Raw genomic sequence first — 19352 nt, forward strand, 5'->3', positions numbered from 1 at the left:
TATCTGATACTTTTATTATAATAAGTATGACACAATTATCAATGTGTTTTACTGAAAAATAAATATTTGGACGATTTACCCTACCCAAAAAAAGAGAAAAAAGCCGCTCTCTTATCAGCAAGAGAAGCGGCTTTTCATGATTTTTAACGTAATTGAAAGTCGTATATATTTTTGTAACGATCATGATAATAGAGCACTCGCTGGACATATTGACGGGTCTCCCCATATGGAATGTCCTCAATCGTCTCGCGAGTTCCGTTCCATTGCTCACTCGCGAGCCATCCGTTTACTTTGCCCGGACCGGCGTTGTAGGCTGCAATGACTTTGACGATATCGCCATCATAGCGGGACAGCAAAAAATCGAGATACCATGTCCCAATCTCGATGTTCATGACGGGGTCGTACAAGTATTCACTGTCCTTTGGACGGAAGCCTGCCTCCTTGACGATCCACTGCGCAGTATCCGGCATGATTTGCATGAGCCCGACCGCACCTTTTTTCGAAACGCGATCTGTCGCAAACCCACTCTCGGAACGAATGACGGCCAATACCAAATGAGGGTCCACCTCATATTTCAGTGAAGCCGTCACAATCTGTTGCTCATATTTGATCGGGTACATCCATTTCCACACCAATGGCGTGTTTAGCAGCAGAAATACACTCGCCAAAACGAGCAAAATCAATGCTGCACGTTTGCCAAAACTCATGATTGACGCTCCGATCGAATCGCGGCCAATACCGCCTCCACTTGACGCTCGGTTTCTTCACGCGAACCAGAATTATCGATCAAAAAGTCTGCGCCCTGCTTCTTCTGATCAATAGGAAACTGCGCCCGCAGTCTTTTTCGTGCTTGTTCTTCTTCCAATTCGTCGCGCTCCAGCATTCTCGCCAATTGCATCTCATAGGGCGCATAGACAACCACGATTTTTTCTACCATATGCGTAAGCTTGCTCTCATACAGCAGAGGAATGTCCATAAAGACGATCTCGGCTCCATTCGCTTCTGCTGTTTCGGCCTCTTCCCGCATGACGCGGCGTACCTCGGGATGGACGATGGCGTTCAGCTTTTGACGCTCGGACTCGTCCGAAAATACGATCTCACCTAGTTTTTTCCGATCAATCTGACCATCTTCCAATAGGATTTCTCTTCCAAAATGGCGCACGATCGCTTCATAGGCCAGTTTACCTGGTTCTACGACCTCTCTGGCGATTTGGTCAGCGTCAATGACAGGAATTCCGCGCTCTCGAAGCATACCTGTCACTGTGCTTTTCCCAGTAGCAATTCCGCCTGTTAATCCTAGTATCATGCCCATCCTCCTCCCTTGGTCGAACTGTTATAACTGCTTTGTGAAAAACTTCTCGAAGTTACTGGTTCTTTTGGCAATCGGGACAAATATGCGTCCCTCTGCCGCCGACTACAAACCGAATGATTTCGGCCCCGCACTTCGTGCACGCCTCGTCTTTTCGTCCATACACTAAAAGCGATTGCTGGAACATTCCCATCTCGCCCTGTCCGTTCACATACGACTTGATGGAGCTACCACCTTGTTCTACCGCTTCTTGCAAAGTGGAGACAATGCTTTCGTGTAGTCGGATAACTTCTTTATCTGTCAGCTTTCCTGCTGGTTTCTCCGGATGAATGCCTGCTTTAAAGAGTGACTCGTCCACATAAATATTCCCCAGTCCTACAATACATTCCTGGTTTAGGAGAAGCGGCTTAATTTTTGTTGACCGTCCTTTTAACAATTTCCCCAAAACTTCAGGAGTAAAACTTTTATCTAGCGGTTCTACTCCCAGTTTTGCCAAAGGTCCGACGGTTGTTTCCTTCCCCTTAGGGAACAGATCCATCGTTCCGAACTGGCGAACATCCCGATAACGCAGCTCCGTTCCGTCCGTAAAATGGAAGACGACATGGGTATGCTTCTCAACGGGATCATCCGCCTGATACATGCCATAGCGCCCTTCCATACGCAGATGGGACACGAGCACATCCTCGTTTAAGAAAAACTGAATGAATTTTGCCCGCCGTTGGATATCCTGGATGGTTTGTCCCACCAAGAGAGATTTGAAAGCTTCCACGTCATCTGGCTGACGCACAATACGCGCCAAATGAACACTTACTCTCTCGATCGTTTTTCCCATAACCAAGCCACGCAGAGTCCGTACGACGGTTTCTACCTCCGGCAATTCTGGCATATGCCCTCCTCCTCTCGCTGTCTATCCATCTTTATGTTCTAGGCATGCTTACTTCGCATCGTACCAGGTACGTCCGTCACTGACGTCCACCTTGAGTGGCACGTTGAGGGACAGCGCACTCTCCATCGCTTCTGGCACCAGCTTGCGCATGACCTCCAGCTCATTTTCTGGCACTTCAAATACAAGCTCATCGTGCACTTGCAAAAGCATGCGGCTAGCAAGACCTTTCTCCTCGAGTGCCTCTTGCATGCGAATCATCGCCAGCTTGATCACATCGGCAGCAGTACCCTGGATCGGCGTGTTCATCGCAGTACGCTCGGCAAACGAACGCAGGTTAAAGTTGCTGCTGCGAATATCAGGCAGGTAGCGACGGCGGTTCAACAAGGTCGTCACATAGCCATCCGCCTTCGCCTGTTGGACAATCTCGTCCATCCAGCGCTTCACACCGGAGAAGACATCAAAGTAACGCTCAATGAAGTCCCCGGCTTCTTTACGGGTAATATTGAGGTTTTGCGACAGACCGTAGTCGCTGATGCCGTATACAATCCCGAAGTTGACCGCTTTGGCCTGACGGCGCATCAGCGAAGTCACTTCTTCCTCACTCACACCAAATACGTCCATGGCGGTACGGGTATGAATATCCATTCCTTTTTGGAAGGCGTCAATCAAATTTTCGTCTTGCGAAATGTGGGCCAAAATCCGCAGCTCAATCTGGGAATAGTCGGCTGCCAGCATGTACCAGCCGTCCTCCGACGGGATAAACGCCTCGCGAATCTTGCGTCCTTCTTCCATGCGGATCGGGATATTTTGCAGATTCGGGTCCGTACTGGACAGGCGCCCTGTCGCCGTAGTCGCTTGGTTGTAAAGCGTATGCACCTTGCTCGTCTTCGTATGGATTTCCTTGGTCAAGCCCTCAATATACGTAGAGCGGAGCTTGCCGAGCTGACGGAAGGTCAGGATCGCATCGATGATCGGATGGTACGGAGCGAGCTTCTCCAATACATCTGCACTGGTAGAAGGCCCTGTTTTGGTCTTTTTCAATACAGGCAGAGACAAGCGGTCAAACAAAATCTCACCCAATTGTTTTGGCGAGTTGATGTTGAATGCCCCACCCGCCAGCTCGTAAATCTGATCTGTCAGACTCGCGAGCTTTTGGTCCAGGTCTTCCCCCATTTGTACGAGGCGCTCACTGTTTACCTTGATGCCTTGCTTTTCCATGAGAGCCAGTACCATACTCAGCGGGGCTTCCAATTCACCGAGCAGCTTTTCCATTTCGTTTTCCGCCAGCTGCTCACGCAATACAGGCACGCTTTGCCAGATTGCTGCCGCTTTATGCGCCACATGCTCGCTCAGCACGTCCATTTCAGGAACAAGACGTTTGGCACCCTTGCCGTACACCTCTTCATCTGACAATACCCGTGTCTGTGCGTATTGAGCCGCAATGCTATCCAAGGTTGGGTTGCTCTCAGCCGCATTCAGCAGGTAAGAAGCGAGGTACACATCAAAGCTGATGCCTTTTATCGCCAAATCATGCCAAGCGAGTCCAACCGTGTCTCGCTTGCCGTCAAATACCCACTTCTCCTTCGTCGGATCCGCCAGCCACTCACAGAGTGCCTTCCATTCCTTGGCTACGTCCCACGGAACGAACATCACCGTATCTTCCACAGCCAGTCCAATTCCGAGGAATGGCGCATGGTGATAGTTTTCCCCATCCATTTCGATGTAAAGAGCCATTGGCGAAGTCAGCTTGGACTCGTACGCCGCTTTGTTATCCTCTGAAATCATCTCAAACGAAAACGGCTTGGCGTCTGCTTGACCGCTTCCATCTACTGGCTTTGCCACTTTGATCTTGGACAGCAGCGATTTGAACTCCATCTTTTTAAAGAACTCACTTAGAGGTACACCCTCATAGCCTTCAAAGCCAGTCTCTTGCACATCCAGCTCTACAGGCGCTTCACGCAAAATGGTTGCCAAGGCTTTACTCATGTTCGCCTTGTCTACATTCTCACGCAGGTTCTCTTGCAGCTTTTTGCCTGACACTTTATCGATGTTTTCCAGTACCTGCTCAACAGAGCCGTATTCGTGCAGCAGCTTCAGCGCTGTTTTCTCTCCGACACCCGGGACACCTGGAATGTTGTCGGACGAATCGCCCATCAAGCCTTTCAGATCAATTATTTGCAGCGGCTTAAGGCCGTACTTTTCGTGAATTTCTTGTGGAGTGTACAGCTCGATTTCGCTGACTCCCTTGCGCGTCAAAGCGACGGATACATGCTCAGACACGAGCTGCAGCATATCTTTGTCTCCGGTAATGACAGTCGTTTTCCAAGCTTGCTCATCAGCCTGCTTCGTCAATGTACCGATAATGTCATCCGCCTCGTAGCCTTCCAGCTCGAAGCGTTTGATTGAGAAGGCATCCAACAGCTCCCGAATCAATGGAAACTGTTCAGACAGCTCCGGCGGAGTTTTGCTGCGTCCCCCTTTGTACTCTGCATACTCGCTATGGCGAAACACGACTTTTCCAGCGTCAAAAGCAACCATGATATGCGTTGGCTTCATTTCCTCCAACACTTTTAACAGCATAGTCGTAAAGCCCAGCACTGCGTTCGTATGCAGTCCTGCCGATGTGGACAATAAAGGGAGCGCATAAAACGCCCGGTTCGCAACACTGTTTCCATCAATCAACACAAAATGACTCAAGGAATTCGACCCCTCTCGTTACAAAACTACTATCTTTAATCGTAACATAGGGCAAACATCAAAGCCAAGCCGTAGATATGGCGGGTAAAGAACAAGATGATTGAACAGACTATGAAAAAAAATGGACAAGGAAGGTGAACCTATGAATGGGAGGAAAATGATTCCGCTCTTGCTCACGCTATTTCTTTCCTTCGGGTCTATACCTGCAACAGCGACCCCACATGTAGAGCCTGAGCCCGCAGGCAAAAAGCTGATGGCATTTGTCATTGATGACTTCGGGAACAACATGCAAGGGACGGAGGAAATATTATCGTTGCCAGTTCCTCTAACCGTTGCCGTCATGCCGTTTCTGCCAAGCACGAAGCAGGATGCCGAGCTTGCCCATCAAAAAGGACATGATGTACTCGTTCACATGCCGATGGAGCCGATGAAAGGAAAACGCTCGTGGCTTGGTCCTGGAGCCATTACGGCTGATCTGTCCGACGATGAGATTCGCAGTCGCGTGGAGAAAGCGATTGACGAAGTACCACATGCGATTGGCATGAACAACCATATGGGCTCTAAAATAACGGCTGACGAGCGAATCATGCGCATCATCATGAAGGTAGTGAAGGAGCGGGGGCTCATTTACCTGGATAGCAAAACCACGGATAAAAGCGTGGCGGCGAAAATCGCGGCTGAAATGGGCGTGCCCCATGCAGTGAATCAAATTTTTCTCGATGACGTTTACTCTGTCCCACATATTACGAAGCAAATGGAGCTCGTCTGCAAACGAATCCACAACCATCCCCTATGTATCGCGATAGGCCATGTTGGGCCTCCTGGCAAGAAAACAGCCTCCGTTCTGCGCCAGTACATCCCGCGAATTCAGAAGGAGGCCGAATTTGTAACCATTTCAAAGCTTATCCAGCAAGCTGCTCATTAATTTTCGCCACCAGCTCTCCTTCACACGAGCCTCCGTTTTCAGATTTCCCGACAGCTTTACGTACTCGCTCACGGCTTCTGTAATGGCCTGAGCGATTTTTTCTTGTGCTTTGGGATTCGTTAACATTTCGCGGTCATGTGCATTGCTGATAAAACCCATCTCCACGATGACAGACGGACAGTAGTTATGACGCAGCATGTAGTACGTCTTCCCCCTGACTGGCTGGTTGTTCGTCCCTGTCAGCTTGTTCAGCGAGTTTTGCAGCAGTTCTGCCAGCATATAGCTTTGTTCGGTATCTTGGAACAAAAGAATGGCACCCCGTCGCCGCGAATTAGACGCCCAGTTTACATGCAGGCTGAGCAACATCTGGGGACCGATCTCTTTCGCTAAATTCTTCCTCTGTGCCAAATCTCGAATATGCCTCGATCGGTTGTCCAACCACCGATTCTCATCGCTCAGTGCGATATCTTTGTTCCGATTCAAGGCCACCGTATAGCCAGCTTCTGTCAACTGTTGGTATAGTTGCTTGGCAATTTGCAGATTGATGTCTTTTTCATACAAATCCCCGTAAGAAGTTCCCGTATCTACACCCCCATGACCTACATCAATCAAAATGTGAAATGGGGTGAGCGGCAATGCCTCGCTTCGCGTCGGGATACAGATGAGGATAAGTATGAAAGCAGCGATACGGAAGATAGCCTGTAAGTTTCTCATGCCTGTAGGATAACCGGATTGAAAAGAAACCTTTCAGTCGGCGAGGTACACATAACATTGTGAATTTTTTAATCCAACTGTACAATTACAATAATGAAACATGACCTTACCCGCATAAGAAGGTGTACTGATGAATCAATCTTTGGAAAAACCGTTATTCCCCCCGTATTTGGCTCTCTTGATCGGGGTGATCGCCATTTCCTCTTCTGCGATCTTTGTAAAGCTATCGGATGCACCTGCTCCGATTATCGCTACGTATCGCCTGATTTTTTCCGTTCTCTTAACGCTTCCTTTTTTATTTTGGAATCGTGGTGCCATCGCAGAGATTGGAAAAATGTCCAAAAAAGTGTGGCTACTCTGCATTTTATCCGGAGCCTTTTTGGCAAGCCACTTTCTGTTGTGGTTTGAATCGCTGAACTACACGTCTGTAGCCAGTTCTACTGTGCTCGTTACGTTGCAGCCATTATTTGCATTCATCGGCGGTTATTTCTTTTTTGGTGAAAAAGTTCGATTTCTAGCTCTATCCGGCGGTTTGCTGGCGATTGCGGGAAGCTTCGTGATTGGCTGGGGAGATTTTCAAGTAGGCGGCATGGCTCTGTGGGGTGATTTCCTCGCATTAATGGGAGCTGTCACCGTGACGGGCTACTGGCTGGTCGGGCAATACGTTCGTCAACATATGTCCTCCTTTGCCTACACACTCGTCGTCTATACAGCCACCAGCGTGATTCTGCTCGCCTATGATCTGGCTCTCGGGTATTCGCTCTTTGGTTACCCTGCGGCAGATTGGGGCTGGTTCTTCTGTCTCGCCCTGTTCCCGACCTTGCTTGGACATTCTATTTTTAACTGGATCATAAAATGGCTCAATACGACTACGATATCCATGGGGATTTTGGGAGAACCGATCGGGACTGCGATTCTCGCTTACTTCATCTTGGGTGAAGTAGTAACGCCTCCGCAATGGATTGGCGGCTTGATCATTATCGCCGGCATTTATGTGTTCATTCGTTTTAACCAACCTGCTAAAGGAGTGTCCTCCATTGAACAAGCAACCGGAGAACCGAAAAAGCTTGCGTGAATTCGTCAAGGGACTGAGTATTTGGGCGAAGATTGGCTGGACAATTCTTCTTGGCTACATCGTAGGACGGATTGTGTACTGGTTATTTAAAATGATGTCCTAACAGACAAAAGGGGCAATTCCTAAGAAGTCTTCGATAAGACTTGCGGAATTGCCCCTTGCTATTAGGCTGTTGCCTTCTCGGTTGCTGGCAACTGTTGCGGTTTTTTCGGCTTTTTATGCAGGAAGTACAGAAGTGGAATCGAGAGGACAATAGGGATAACGGAGACGAGGAAAGTATCCCCGATGCCTTGAACCAGCGATTCTTTTGCCATCATTCCGTACAAAATCGCGCTGGCTCCGCCTGTCGCACTCGCCGCATCTACCCCTACTTGTGCATACATGCCTGAAATGCCACTGATAAACTGCATCGCCATATCCGTATTCAAGTTTTCAGAGATTGAAGCCATGTGGAAATTTTGACGCGCCTGCATGATCACTGTCAAAATCGCAATGGCAAACGAGCTCATGACCTGACGCAATACATTGGACAGCGGAGAAGCATCCCCCACACTTGTACGCGGAACGGCGTTCATCCCTACAGTAGACAGGGTCATCATACACAATCCGATTCCAACCCCGCGAATGGTCAATATCATATCGATCCACGAATGCATGCTGTCAGCAGATAGATTGTGGAGTTCATACGTCGTGATGCTCATGATGGTCAAGCCGATCAGCCCAATCGGTCCGATCCCGTATTTATCCATTAGCTTTCCGCTTATTGGCATCATGATCGCCATGGCAATCGATTGCGGCATCAGCAGGATTCCTGACTCCATAGCCGTCAATCCCTGAATGTTTTGGAGGAAAATCGGCATCAGGAAGATACCGCCCATCATCCCCATCATGACGAAGCCGGATGTCAAAATGCTGATGGTGAAGGTAGGAATCTTCAAAAGTCGCAAATCGAGCAACGGACTTTCTTTACCCAACTCCACCCAAACAAACAGGATCAAACTCATCACGGCAATGAAAAATAAGCTGACGATGAAAAAGGAGGTCCAGCCCTCTGCTTGCCCTTTACTTAAAGCGAGCAACAGCGTCCCAAAACCGACGATAGCAAGAAATGCTCCCAAAAAGTCGAACTTTAACTCTGGCTTTTTCGGCGTTTCCTTGAGCAGCACGATACTCATGATCACCGCAAAAATACCAAAGGGTACACCGACCAGAAAAAGAAATTGCCAACTTAAAAATTCGATGAGATATCCACCCAATGTCGGGCCCAGCGCAGGGGCAGTCATGGAAGCAATCCCGAATATCCCCAATGCCATTCCGATCTTTTCACGCGGAACGATCATGTAAATCATCGACATCCCGATTGGCATGATCATCCCCCCGCTGACACCTTGCACGACGCGAAAGGCAATCAGCGAAGAGTCACTCCACGCCAAGGCACAAAGGATGGACGAAAAAGTAAACGCGGATAAGGAGAGTACAAATATTTTTTTCGCCCCGAATTTGGCAGACAACGAGCCGCTCATCGGAATCATGACGGCGTTTGCCAGCATATATCCGGTCAATACCCACTGCATGGTCTCGGTAGACGAACCAAAAATATTGACCATGGCAGGTAGGGCAACGTTAATCAAGCTATTGTTCAGAATCGCAACGAAGGTTCCTGAGAGGATGGCAAGAAGAGACAGCCACATGCCGCCGTTCCCGCTTTTCTCCTCTCGGTGTGCCACCGCTTCCGCCATGTGTCAACACCCCCGTTAGTTTGCGATCACCTTACTGCCCTCGGACAGTTTGTCTGTCGGGTTCAGCACAATTTGATCATTGTCTTTGACGCCATTCGTGACAGTTGACCATTCGCCGCTTGCGTTCTCCACCGCAACTTCCACCTGGTGTACAACGTTGTCGTTTACGGTATAGACGTAATGCTTGCTGTCCTTTTCCAGCACGGCTGATGTCGGTAATTTTGTTCCTGGCGTTGCCTGGCCTTGGAGCATGACTTCTGCTACCATCCCTGCACGTAGCATGCCGTCCTGATTATTCACCTTCACTTTAACTGGGAAAGAACTGCTGTTGGTATCCGAAATCGGAGAGACAAACTCAACGGTACCTTTCAGCACTTTTCCACCCAGACTGCCTACCTTCACATCAACAGTAGAGCCGACCTTCACTTGGTTGATTTGGTTTTCCGGTACGCTTGCTTCTACTTTGACATCTGCCATATTCACTAGCACCATAAGAGGCGTCCCCGCTGCTGCCATTTCTCCCGGGTCAACTGAGCGCTTGGCGACGATACCTGTGATTGGCGCACGAATAATGGTATTGTCATAATTGCTTTTTGCCAGCTCCAAATTGGAGCCCAAACGGCTTACTTCTGCTTGCAGAGCCGCTACCGTGTCGGCAGTTGGGCCTGCTTTTGCCAGATCGAATTGGGCTTGCGCTTGTTCAAGACCTGTGCGCGCCTTTTCCAATTCGAGCGAAGATTTCTCCAGCTCAGCCTGGGACAATGCGCCCGCATCAAACAGTGCTTTCATCCGGTTGTAGTTGCTCTCGACCACCTTCAGGCTGGCTTCTGCCTGGGTAACAATACTTCCAAGCTGCGTCAGCTGCTCATTGCGTGCTCCTGCTTTCGTATCTCTCAGCTTTGCCTGAGCGCCTGCAATGGCTGCCTGTGCCTGATTGATCTGCTGCTGATAATCGGCTGCCTCCAGCGTGACCAGAACATCGCCTTGCTTGACGACTGCTCCTTCTTTCACCTTCACGCTCGCTGCTTTCCCAGATACTTTAGAAACGACTTGGATCTCCTCAGATGCTGCCACCTTACCATTGGCGATGACACCCGTAGAGGCAGAGGTCACCTTCCACGTCTTCACGACAGGGACGTTCTCGCTCGCTTGCGATGCAGAAGATGTCTCGCTACAGCCCGCCGTAATAAGCGAAACGGCCGCCATGACTGCAGCGATTGTTTTCCATTGTGCTGTCTTTTTCATGCTTGATTACATCTCCTTCACGTGCACTTTGATCTCGGCGTTCAATCCGGCCACCAGGTCCAGACCTGCTGTGTCATCTATGGCGATTTTGATCGGGATACGCTGAGTTACTTTGGTAAAGTTCCCGCTCGTATTGGTCGCTGGCATCAAGGAAAATGTAGAATTCGTCGCCTTTCCGATCTCCATCAAATGACCGCCCATTTTCTTACCTGGGTAAGCGTCAATCGTAAAATCTACTTTTTGGCCGAGTTTCAACCGTTCGATCTCAGTCTCTTCCAAATTAGCGGAGATGTACAATTTGTTTTCGTCAATCACGAGAGCTACCGATTGCCCTGTCGAAACAATCTCTCCCTCTTTTGCTTGCGTTTTAATCACAGTACCTGTAATGGGAGAACGCAACACGCTGTTTTCCAGCATCGTCGTTGCTACGTTAGTTGTATCTTGCTGTCCTACGATTTGGTCCGCTATAACGGTGTCGCCTTCTTTGACAGCGAGTCCGGTCAGTTTGCCTGTCATTTTTGGCATGACGCGATAAATGTCTCCAGCAATCCGAGCATCTTGTGTGGACACATAATGTGCACCTTGATACCAAAAGTAGTAACCGATTCCTCCACCACCTGCCACGATCAGGAGCAAAATGACATACAAAACCAGTTTTCGCTTCATGGTTTCTCCTCAACTTTCTCGTTCTTCTAGTTTCGCAATCAATGTTTCCATCGACTGAATAATGATGTCTAAATCCTCATCGGAAAATCCATGGAAAATACGCTTGTAAAAGTTCTCTGAGAAAAAATCAACCTTTGCGAACAGCTCAGAAATCTTCGGTGTTTTACGAATCCAGACAACACGCCGGTCATTCTCATCACGTACGCGTTCTACGAGTTGTTCTCGTTCCAAACGATCTATGATGCCAGAAACGGTGCTGTACGATAAATCTACGGCTTTGCTTATCTGACCGATCGTTTTGGGATCAGGATGTATTTCTCGAATGACCATTAGCTGCGGGACAGTCACACCATATTGGGACAGTTCTTTTGTGGCCATTGTTCCAAATGTCTTGTTCAACCGTTTTAACAAGTCCCTAATATGCAGTGATTTATTCATAGTGCACTCCTTTCTTAAGTAATATTTCGTGCACGAAATTTATCACATGAAAACTATACGATGTTTTTTTATCCGTGGCAACTATTTCTTTAGGTTAAACTTTAACTAGGTAAGCAAAACAAATTTATGTAGATTAAGTACCCTCATTCAGATTTCTTTAATAAATAGTTAAGCGATCTATCCTCTTTAAAATACCGAGAAATGATCGCTCTAAAATGAATTATTAGTATAAAGGAACTTAAATAAATGTCTAAAGGACCCATTTTTATCTTACATTTCAAGGAGTAAAAGAGGTGGAAAAAACGAACCAAAACAAGAGCATGGAGCCAATCCAGAGATTAGATTTATAATCTTCATTTTTGACGATTCTATTAATAATCGAAATGAAATTTATAAAAAACCAAATTGCCAATATGGGATTAAACCAAAAAGCTAAAGCACGAATATATTCTTCCAAAATTGTCACCTCACCGTTTTAACTTTATTATAACAATTTGTAAAATTGATACCTCAATAAATCATCTAAGCCATCATTATGGGGTATAAAGTAAAACTAAAATACTTGGTGTTTGTACCTTCCCTATTATTTTTTAAAGAATTGAATGAGTTATAAATATACACAACAGCCCTCTAACAATAAGTATGCAGAGGGCTGTAAAATATTATTTACTGTCCTTACCAATTTCAAATGAGGTTTTCCATGACCATTTATCCCCGGTTCCACTAAATTGATAACCTAGATACTTAAAATTTATGCTTATACCATCCAACGAATAGGAATGAACATAAGCAGAAACAAATTGTCCAGTTCGCCCCTTCTCGGAATCAGGTATCCGGACGACATCATTTAACCATCCCTCATGGATTCCATCATGTCGAGCCAGATCTACGTCAGCTTTTGTACCTAAAGGATTAGAATCATCAAAGTTACTTAAACCAATAGATATACCTCCCATTGGATCGCCATTTCCATTAAATGGTCTTACAACATATCTGCCATCCCTTGAAACTCCAGTAGTATGATTTTGCCATGTATTTGCTATGGTATCTACGAAGTAAAGCCACGGACGTGAACTCCACTCGAATTCTGTTAAATAGTGGTATTCTAATTCTCTCCCATTTCTGGATTTCCCCATATAAACAGCCATACTTGATCCATAGAAATTACCATCTCTAACAGCGGAGGGAGTGATTGCTAATTCCTTGCCTGATTGTTGTGCAATTATCTCCAAATCCTTTTGCTTAATTTCATCAACTTCATTTTTATTTTCATCAGTTACTATATGATCATTTCCTTCTAAATCAGTATATATATGAACAAAATCCTCAATGGTTGTATCTACTTTTACACCACCCAGCCGAATAACGTCTTCTTGTAATCCCTCGGGCATACGGTTAATTTCTTGTTCTGTAAAATGCATAAGTTCTAGAATTCTTTTCCTATCTTTTTTGGATAATTCCTCCGAATATTCAATCCCTTTTACTCGCCCATCATCAAAAACTGTTACCTCAAGATTTTCAATCTTAATGCTCCTAAAGCCTATTTCATCAGGATTAAGATTACTCGCACTAATACTTAACGGTAAAAGACATGTTAGGGCAACAGTCGTGACAAATGAGATAACTTTTTTCTTGAATGAAAGCATAACATTAACCTACAATCTAATAGTTCACACCAAAATAATACAATTAATAGAAAATAATGTAAATTTTTGGATTTAAATGAATGTCAGAAATCTGATGCTATTGTAACTTTAAAAACTACGGAACTATGAGAAGAATATTTCCAGACGTAGCGACTTGTGGAGTTCTACCGAGCGGAGAAGGGATTTGCGGGCAAAAGAAACGCAACCGTGCCCGAACTACGAAGCGGCTACGACTTTTGCGTTTCCCCGCAAATCCCTTCGGAGCGGACAGTCTTGACCCCCAGTAGGACGGAGCCTGGAGCCTAGACTGGAAATATTCTTCTCCCAACCGCAGCCTCGTACCCAAGACGTATAAAGACCGACACCCCTTTTCATCTCTAAGGGATTGTCGGTCCATTTCCATTCAAAATAGATGGAACATCCGGTGCTTCCTCAGGGGTCGTGCGGCGTACGCTTGGCACATTTCGTGGCTCATGCTCAATTTCTGGAAAAGAGTGAACCGTCACGTACATGCTTCCGTTGCTCGCGATCGCCCGGATCAAGACGGGATAAGCGTATTTGTTTTGAAACACAAAATCAGGGCCGTACCAGCTTACGGTCGCATCCCGACCTGGAGGTACGTACGCTACGTTTCGGCTGTGAGAATAGCGCTGCATAATATGCAAACCTGCCTGGTCTACCGCATTGAACAAAGTAGACGATACTTGGCAGATTCCTCCCCCGATGCCTTCCGACAGCTCTCCCCTGACAATAATGGGCGCCTGCAAATACCCTTTTTCTTTTGTACGCTGGCCCACTACCTTATTAAAAGAAAAAATTTCTCCTGGCAATACGACGTAATTGTTAATCGCTTGCGAGGCGAGCTTGATGTTGTGTACACGATTCCGGTTGCCTGCATTGAAATAGGTCGCATATTGTCCGATCCTTTTTTTCCGAACCTGACTCATGAGAGCCTGGTCTACCTTCGGGAATACCTCTTTGTAGCTGACATTCATGCTTGCGGCTCCCGTACCGTAAAAATAATCGTAAAAACGTGCGCGAAATGCTAGGTCATCTAACCTTCTTCCCTTGGTTTCTGGAACAATGGCCCCGGCGTTATTAATCGTCGCATTGATGGGCTCGATGTGGGCCTTTTTCGCCACCTCTTCCACCATTCGCGCAAGCTTGCTTTCATCAACCAAAGGAACGCCATCAAAGGAAAGAGAATAATCAGCACGATTGAGAATAGCTACCGTCTTGTCTCCCATCTCTATCTGCAAAAAATTCGTTGGGTCGAGGGGATTGATTAACAGTAACAGAGCTAATTTCATAGCAAAACCCATCCGGCTGCTCACCTCCATTCTCCAACAACGATCATCTTCCGTTATTGTAGTATGAGCAGTCGAACGGGTTTCATTCTACGATCTAAATACCATTAACTCATCTTTGTTAGTCTGCTTACGAGAGCTTGCGAGACAGCCTTTAAACGCTGCTGGTCAACGGCTTCCTGATACGTGGTGTTTAACTGGTCACGCAACTCCTTAGCTGCCACTAGATTGGCTGTGGCCTCTTTGATTTTTTGGGTATATCTTACCTTAATATCCAATAATTCTTCTTCGTATTTCTCATCGGTTCCTGGGGTAATCGCACGTTCATACATATCAATGACCTCATCCGTATCTTTGCTAGGAAAATACTCATGCGGAGCCGTGCTGTCAAAAATTGCGAGGCTCTTCTCAGGTACAATCACCATATCGAGGCTGTGCGGGTCCAAACCACAGTGGTACACTTCCACATCAAAGCCACGTGTCTGGGCTTCCTTCACCAGCTTTTTCAGCATGGTTGACTTGCCAGAGCCTGGTCTGCCCTTGATGAAGTAGCGCTTCTCCAATTGGTCTGTCAGCTTTATGATATGATCGACTGGTCCCTGTGGAGTGGCAGCCCCCAAGTACATACGCCGAACTTTTGCTTTCTTCTCTAGCTGCTCATCCCTGAAGAATAGCCCGATGACTTCTTTCGTGACAAGATTGGCTTCTTCTCTGTCTAAGTTTTCAATGTAAGGGGCTTCCCACTCATCATGGATGCGCAGTGCTTCGCCAAAAGCTTGATAAGCTTCTTCGCTCTTCTTAAAAATCTCTTCGTACCATACGGCGATCCGGTCTTTGTCATCCACGAGCTGATCAACGTCTACCATCGCCTGCAAATTGATCTGAATTTCAGTTACGCCAGGGGAAGCCGGTCTCCACAGGCGCGGATAACTTCCGTCCATGATCGCTACTTTATAGCGAGGAAAAATGACACCATCAAACTGTCCGTTCACAAAAGGAGAGTGAATCCACTCCACTTCATCTGTTTTTCGTGCCATTTGATTTCCAATCGACTCGATCAGTGGCGATGTAATTCCTTCCACTGTCCCTGTCAAAATATAAACACGCTCCAAGCCTTCCAATACGGAGTCATAAAAAGTCTTGTATCCTCGCGCAGTATTCCCTGCGGCATATATATGGCGCACTTTTTTCGTCATTGCTTTTCCCTCCTGTGCATCTTCTCGCTGCGGTTGAAACGATGTATTGTATGCACAACAGGAGAAATAGGCGTCTGTCTACAAAAAACCGCTGCAAGCTATTATTCATAGCTCACAGCGGCTTTTTGTCATTCGGGTATTATTTATTCAAATCCGTCATTTTACCAGTAGACATATAGATAATCCATTCGCAGATGTTCGTAACATGATCGGCAATCCGTTCCAAATATTGCGCGACCAAGAGCAAATGCGTTCCTTGCGAAATGGCCTGACTGTTTTTCGTCATCAATTCAATCAGATCATGGAAAATCGTAGAGTACAGTTTATCAACTATGTCGTCGCGTGCCGCAATCTCTTCTGCCGCATCTTTGTTGCGTGCAATATACGCATTTAAGCAATCACGTACCATAGCCTTGACGTGATCAGCCATCATCGGAATATCGATGAGGGGTTTCACGTACGGGTCCGCCATCAAGCGTCGGGTCGTCTTGGCAATGGAAACGGCATGATCACCCATTCGCTCCAAATCCGTCACCAGCTTCAACATTGTTCCCAAGCGTCGCAAGTCACCTCCGACTGGCTGCTGCAGTGCAATGAGACGGAAGCAATCGCTCTGTATTTCTTGCTCCAACTCATTGATCACAGGATCGCTTGCGATAACCTGTTCAGCCAGTTCAGCATCTCGCTCAACCAGACTCTTAATGGATTTATGAATAGCTTCTTCCACCAATGTGCCCATCGTCATGAGCTTGCGATGCAGTACATCCTGCTGTTCTTCAAAAGCGTGCCGTGACATTTCCCTCTTCCCCCTTCTAGTGTCTGACATGTCAAATGGTACAAGGCGATTGTATTGTAGAAGTAAAGCTACTATTTTGTTTGTGTAAATGTTTTTGCAGTAGCTTTTTTAGGTAAGGGGAAGTGTAACTGTGAAGGTTGTCCCTCTTCCTTCCTTGCTCTCCACACTGATATGTCCGTGCAAGTTTTCCACGAGATGCTTCACAATTGCGAGGCCCAAACCTGTTCCACCTGAATCGCGGCTACGCGCCTTGTCTACGCGATAAAACCTCTCAAAGATACGCGTGAGTTCCTTTTCCGGAATGCCGATCCCGGTATCCATCACTTGAATGGTGATGTTTTCGCTGTCTGCCTGTGTCTTGACGTTGATTTTTCCACCTTCTTGCGTATAAGCGATCGCATTTGTCAACAGATTCAAGATGATCTGCTGCAAGCAATCCTTATCCGTCATGAGCCAAATATCTGGCTTCGGTGAAGGAAGCGTGATCGTCAATTCCTTGCGCTGTGCCTGGTCATGCATGATGGCAACTGCCGAACTGATTAAATCCTGCAAGTGAACCTGACTCAGATGCAACGGGATTCGCTTCTGCTCGATTTTGGACAGCTCCAAAATATCGCGGATCATCCGGTAGAGTCGCTCGCTCTCATCTGAAATGATCTGCAAGAAGTTACGACATGTTTCCTCGTCCTGCATCGCCCCTTCAAGCAAGGTCTCCGTGAAGCCCTTGATCGAGGTAATCGGCGTGCGTAGCTCATGCGATACGTTTGCCACGAAGTCACTGCGCATCTTCTCCAGGCGGCGAATGTCGGTGATGTCATGCAGCACCACGACTACACCCCTCGACTCCCCCTTGAAGTTAATGTAGGGAGCAAAATTCACGTCAAGGATGCGTTCCTGTGGGTAATAGATGTGTACCTCTTGGCGGAACTTCTCGCTTCTGTCGAGGCACCTGTCGATGTATTGGCTGAGCCCAAAGCTTTTGCCTGCCTCGATATGCAGCTTCCCTACGATCTCATGTCCAGCAGTCCCCAACAGCTTTTCAACGGCTGGATTGACCAGCATGATCCGACGTTGCTCTGAAATGAAGATCACGCCACTCGTCATATTGGTCAGCACCCCTGCTAGGCGCTGCTGATTCTCCGAGATTTCGTACATCTGCTGCTCCAGGCTCGATGCCATGAAATTGATCGCTCCTGCCAGCTGACCGATCTCATCCTTTGCTTTGATTCTCACACGGCTCTCGTATTGGCGCTGTGTAATGTTGCGGGCTACCCGGGTGATCTCCTCGATCGGACGAATAATGGAAAAGGAAATGCGGGAAACGACAATCGATCCGACTACCAAAGTAACCAATAAACCGGTGAGCAAGCTGTACCACATTTTGTGGATCGTATCGGTAATATCTTTCATCGACATCGCTGAACGAACAACACCGAATATTTCGTTGTTCAGTTCAACAGGTACTGCAACGTACATCATGTCATAGCCGAGCGTCTCACTGAAACGGCGGGAAATCCCTGTTTCTCCTTTTAACGCTGCCATCATCTCCGGTCGATCATGGTGGTTTTCCATCTCTTCCGAGTGGGAGGAGTTGTCGTACATAACCTGACCATCCTTGTCGATAATGGTAATCCGTACTTCATCCGTTGGCGCTACTTGTGTGACCCGATCCGCTAATGTCGCCTTATCGGTAAAGACGTTCGGGAAACGGACCGCCTGAGAGATGAGCTTCGACTCGCGGGACAATAGCTCATTCAGTGATTGGAGGTAGGAATTCTCCAGCACTTTGGCAAAATACATGCCCATCACCAATAGTACGAGGGAGATTAAACCCAAAATAGTCAAAGTGAGTTTGATTCGAAAGCGAGTCAAGGTAAATCCTCCGTTATCCTTCCAGTTTGTATCCTAATCCGCGAACTGTTTTGATGTATTTCGGGTTCTTTGTGTCATCCTCAAGCTTCTCGCGCAAATGGCTGACATGCACGTCTACAATTCGAGAATCCCCGATGAAATCGTAGTTCCAAACAGCGTTTAATAATTGATCGCGCGTCAGTACACGCCCTTGGTGGCTCGCTAAATAGTTCAGCAGCTCGAATTCCTTTGGTGTCAGCTCGACCTTGACGTCTTTACAAAACACCTCGTACTTCTCTGGGTAGATGCGAATATCCCCAAATTGGAGCAACACCTCTTGAGGCGCTGTAGTCGCTTCTGGCGTGTTCTGAAACCGCCGCAGAATGGCTTTAACGCGGGCAATTACTTCTCTCGGGCTAAATGGTTTTGTCAAATAATCATCGGCACCAAGCTCAAGCCCCAAAATCTTGTCGAGCTCATCATCTTTCGCTGTAAGCATCAAGATCGGCGTATTATTGCGTTCCTGGCGCAAGGTTTTGCATACATCCATTCCATCCATCTTGGGAAGCATCAAATCAAGAATGATAAAATCAGGCTGCTCGCTCTTAACCATTTCCAAGGCCTGTTTTCCGTCAAAAGCTGTTACGACCTGAAAACCTGATTTTTCAAGATTAAATTGCAATAGCTTTACAATGGAAGCTTCGTCATCCACTACCAATACTTTGATCATCTGTCTGTTTCCCCCTAGCGTTGCAATGCTTGCGCTCGATTTTCTAACCTACGTCCCCTAAAAAATGCTTCTCTCTACAATACTCAGTCTGCCAATGCTCATTGCGGAAAACAAGTAATTTTTTTGTAAAGA

General features: G+C 47.0%; 18 protein-coding genes. 3 read left to right on the plus strand and 15 right to left on the minus strand.

Features of this window, described 5'->3' with window-relative positions; translation table 11 throughout:
* Positions 1-143: 143 nt before the first annotated feature.
* The 4 genes from HP399_RS23960 to polA are packed head-to-tail and all read right to left on the minus strand — an operon-like array spanning position 144 to position 4892.
* On the minus strand, positions 144-707 hold the full coding sequence (locus HP399_RS23960) for a lytic transglycosylase domain-containing protein (RefSeq protein ID WP_173619985.1): 564 nt from the start codon (positions 705-707) through the stop codon (positions 144-146).
* Positions 704-1312 (minus strand): dephospho-CoA kinase, encoded by a 609-nt coding sequence (gene coaE, locus HP399_RS23965; protein WP_039960162.1) that lies wholly within the window; start codon positions 1310-1312, stop codon positions 704-706. Before coaE ends, HP399_RS23960 begins: the two co-directional genes overlap by 4 nt.
* A 52-nt stretch (positions 1313-1364) precedes the next feature.
* A complete protein-coding gene (gene mutM / locus HP399_RS23970; RefSeq protein ID WP_173619986.1) occupies positions 1365-2195 on the minus strand; it encodes a DNA-formamidopyrimidine glycosylase in 831 nt (276 codons plus the stop codon).
* Between the two features lie 48 nt (positions 2196-2243).
* Complete coding sequence (polA, locus tag HP399_RS23975) at positions 2244-4892, minus strand: DNA polymerase I (RefSeq protein ID WP_173619987.1); 2649 nt, start codon at positions 4890-4892, stop codon at positions 2244-2246.
* Positions 4893-5034: 142 nt separating this feature from the next.
* On the opposite strand from polA, the gene HP399_RS23980 reads away from it, so the two are divergent.
* Positions 5035-5817 carry a divergent polysaccharide deacetylase family protein gene (locus HP399_RS23980; RefSeq protein WP_173619988.1) on the plus strand — a complete coding sequence of 261 codons (783 nt, stop codon included), beginning with the start codon at positions 5035-5037 and terminating at the stop codon, positions 5815-5817.
* Here the strand turns inward: HP399_RS23980 and HP399_RS23985 are convergent.
* On the minus strand, positions 5788-6531 hold the full coding sequence (locus tag HP399_RS23985) for an N-acetylmuramoyl-L-alanine amidase family protein (RefSeq protein ID WP_173619989.1): 744 nt from the start codon (positions 6529-6531) through the stop codon (positions 5788-5790). The genes HP399_RS23980 and HP399_RS23985 overlap by 30 nt on opposite strands.
* 130 nt (positions 6532-6661) lie before the next feature.
* Here HP399_RS23985 and HP399_RS23990 point away from each other — a divergent pair, with 130 nt between their 5' ends.
* Both HP399_RS23990 and HP399_RS23995 read left to right on the plus strand, forming a co-directional pair.
* Entirely contained in the window at positions 6662-7606 is a 945-nt protein-coding gene (locus HP399_RS23990) for a DMT family transporter (RefSeq protein WP_173619990.1), read from the plus strand.
* Positions 7569-7709, plus strand: coding sequence for a hypothetical protein (locus tag HP399_RS23995; RefSeq protein WP_173619929.1), 141 nt, complete (start codon positions 7569-7571; stop codon positions 7707-7709). The genes HP399_RS23990 and HP399_RS23995 overlap by 38 nt, the downstream gene beginning before the upstream one ends.
* A 61-nt stretch (positions 7710-7770) precedes the next feature.
* Here the strand turns inward: HP399_RS23995 and HP399_RS24000 are convergent, their stop codons facing one another.
* The 10 genes from HP399_RS24000 to HP399_RS24045 form a co-directional block, all read right to left on the minus strand.
* Positions 7771-9345: a DHA2 family efflux MFS transporter permease subunit gene (locus HP399_RS24000; protein ID WP_173619991.1), complete on the minus strand. Its 1575-nt coding sequence runs from the start codon at positions 9343-9345 to the stop codon at positions 7771-7773.
* A 15-nt stretch (positions 9346-9360) separates the two neighbouring features.
* The gene (locus HP399_RS24005; RefSeq protein ID WP_173619992.1) at positions 9361-10590 is read right to left on the minus strand and encodes an efflux RND transporter periplasmic adaptor subunit; all 1230 of its coding nucleotides are present in this window, start codon (positions 10588-10590) and stop codon (positions 9361-9363) included.
* A 6-nt stretch (positions 10591-10596) separates the two neighbouring features.
* Entirely contained in the window at positions 10597-11256 is a 660-nt protein-coding gene (locus HP399_RS24010) for an HlyD family secretion protein (protein WP_173619993.1), read from the minus strand.
* Between the two features lie 9 nt (positions 11257-11265).
* Positions 11266-11694, minus strand: coding sequence for a MarR family winged helix-turn-helix transcriptional regulator (locus HP399_RS24015; protein ID WP_012685124.1), 429 nt, complete (start codon positions 11692-11694; stop codon positions 11266-11268).
* A 662-nt stretch (positions 11695-12356) separates the two neighbouring features.
* Positions 12357-13340, minus strand: coding sequence for a hypothetical protein (locus tag HP399_RS24020; protein WP_173619994.1), 984 nt, complete (start codon positions 13338-13340; stop codon positions 12357-12359).
* 377 nt (positions 13341-13717) lie between these two features.
* A complete protein-coding gene (locus HP399_RS24025; RefSeq protein ID WP_173619995.1) occupies positions 13718-14662 on the minus strand; it encodes a VanW family protein in 945 nt (314 codons plus the stop codon).
* 92 nt (positions 14663-14754) lie between these two features.
* Positions 14755-15843: a PRK06851 family protein gene (locus HP399_RS24030; RefSeq protein ID WP_173619996.1), complete on the minus strand. Its 1089-nt coding sequence runs from the start codon at positions 15841-15843 to the stop codon at positions 14755-14757.
* 139 nt (positions 15844-15982) lie between these two features.
* Positions 15983-16639 (minus strand): phosphate signaling complex protein PhoU, encoded by a 657-nt coding sequence (phoU, locus tag HP399_RS24035; RefSeq protein ID WP_106841714.1) that lies wholly within the window; start codon positions 16637-16639, stop codon positions 15983-15985.
* Between the two features lie 108 nt (positions 16640-16747).
* Positions 16748-18511 carry a two-component system histidine kinase PnpS gene (pnpS, locus tag HP399_RS24040; protein WP_173619997.1) on the minus strand — a complete coding sequence of 588 codons (1764 nt, stop codon included), beginning with the start codon at positions 18509-18511 and terminating at the stop codon, positions 16748-16750.
* Between the two features lie 13 nt (positions 18512-18524).
* Positions 18525-19220, minus strand: a complete 696-nt coding sequence (locus HP399_RS24045; RefSeq protein WP_007725334.1) for a response regulator transcription factor — start codon at positions 19218-19220, stop codon at positions 18525-18527.
* Positions 19221-19352 lie beyond the last annotated feature (132 nt).

It is taken from the genome of Brevibacillus sp. DP1.3A (assembly GCF_013284245.2).
Taxonomy (GTDB): domain Bacteria; phylum Bacillota; class Bacilli; order Brevibacillales; family Brevibacillaceae; genus Brevibacillus.

Coding starts and splice junctions, on each gene's coding strand:
- HP399_RS24030 (WP_173619996.1), bottom strand. CDS start 15,843: ATGACGAAAAAAGTGCGCCATATATATGCCGCAGGGAATACTGCGCGA.
- HP399_RS23990 (WP_173619990.1), top strand. CDS start 6,662: ATGAATCAATCTTTGGAAAAACCGTTATTCCCCCCGTATTTGGCTCTC.
- HP399_RS24025 (WP_173619995.1), bottom strand. CDS start 14,662: ATGGGTTTTGCTATGAAATTAGCTCTGTTACTGTTAATCAATCCCCTC.
- HP399_RS24045 (WP_007725334.1), bottom strand. CDS start 19,220: ATGATCAAAGTATTGGTAGTGGATGACGAAGCTTCCATTGTAAAGCTA.
- HP399_RS24005 (WP_173619992.1), bottom strand. CDS start 10,590: ATGAAAAAGACAGCACAATGGAAAACAATCGCTGCAGTCATGGCGGCC.
- coaE (WP_039960162.1), bottom strand. CDS start 1,312: ATGGGCATGATACTAGGATTAACAGGCGGAATTGCTACTGGGAAAAGC.
- HP399_RS23985 (WP_173619989.1), bottom strand. CDS start 6,531: ATGAGAAACTTACAGGCTATCTTCCGTATCGCTGCTTTCATACTTATC.
- HP399_RS24010 (WP_173619993.1), bottom strand. CDS start 11,256: ATGAAGCGAAAACTGGTTTTGTATGTCATTTTGCTCCTGATCGTGGCA.
- phoU (WP_106841714.1), bottom strand. CDS start 16,639: ATGTCACGGCACGCTTTTGAAGAACAGCAGGATGTACTGCATCGCAAG.
- HP399_RS23960 (WP_173619985.1), bottom strand. CDS start 707: ATGAGTTTTGGCAAACGTGCAGCATTGATTTTGCTCGTTTTGGCGAGT.
- HP399_RS24015 (WP_012685124.1), bottom strand. CDS start 11,694: ATGAATAAATCACTGCATATTAGGGACTTGTTAAAACGGTTGAACAAG.
- HP399_RS24000 (WP_173619991.1), bottom strand. CDS start 9,345: ATGGCGGAAGCGGTGGCACACCGAGAGGAGAAAAGCGGGAACGGCGGC.
- HP399_RS23980 (WP_173619988.1), top strand. CDS start 5,035: ATGAATGGGAGGAAAATGATTCCGCTCTTGCTCACGCTATTTCTTTCC.
- mutM (WP_173619986.1), bottom strand. CDS start 2,195: ATGCCAGAATTGCCGGAGGTAGAAACCGTCGTACGGACTCTGCGTGGC.
- HP399_RS24020 (WP_173619994.1), bottom strand. CDS start 13,340: ATGCTTTCATTCAAGAAAAAAGTTATCTCATTTGTCACGACTGTTGCC.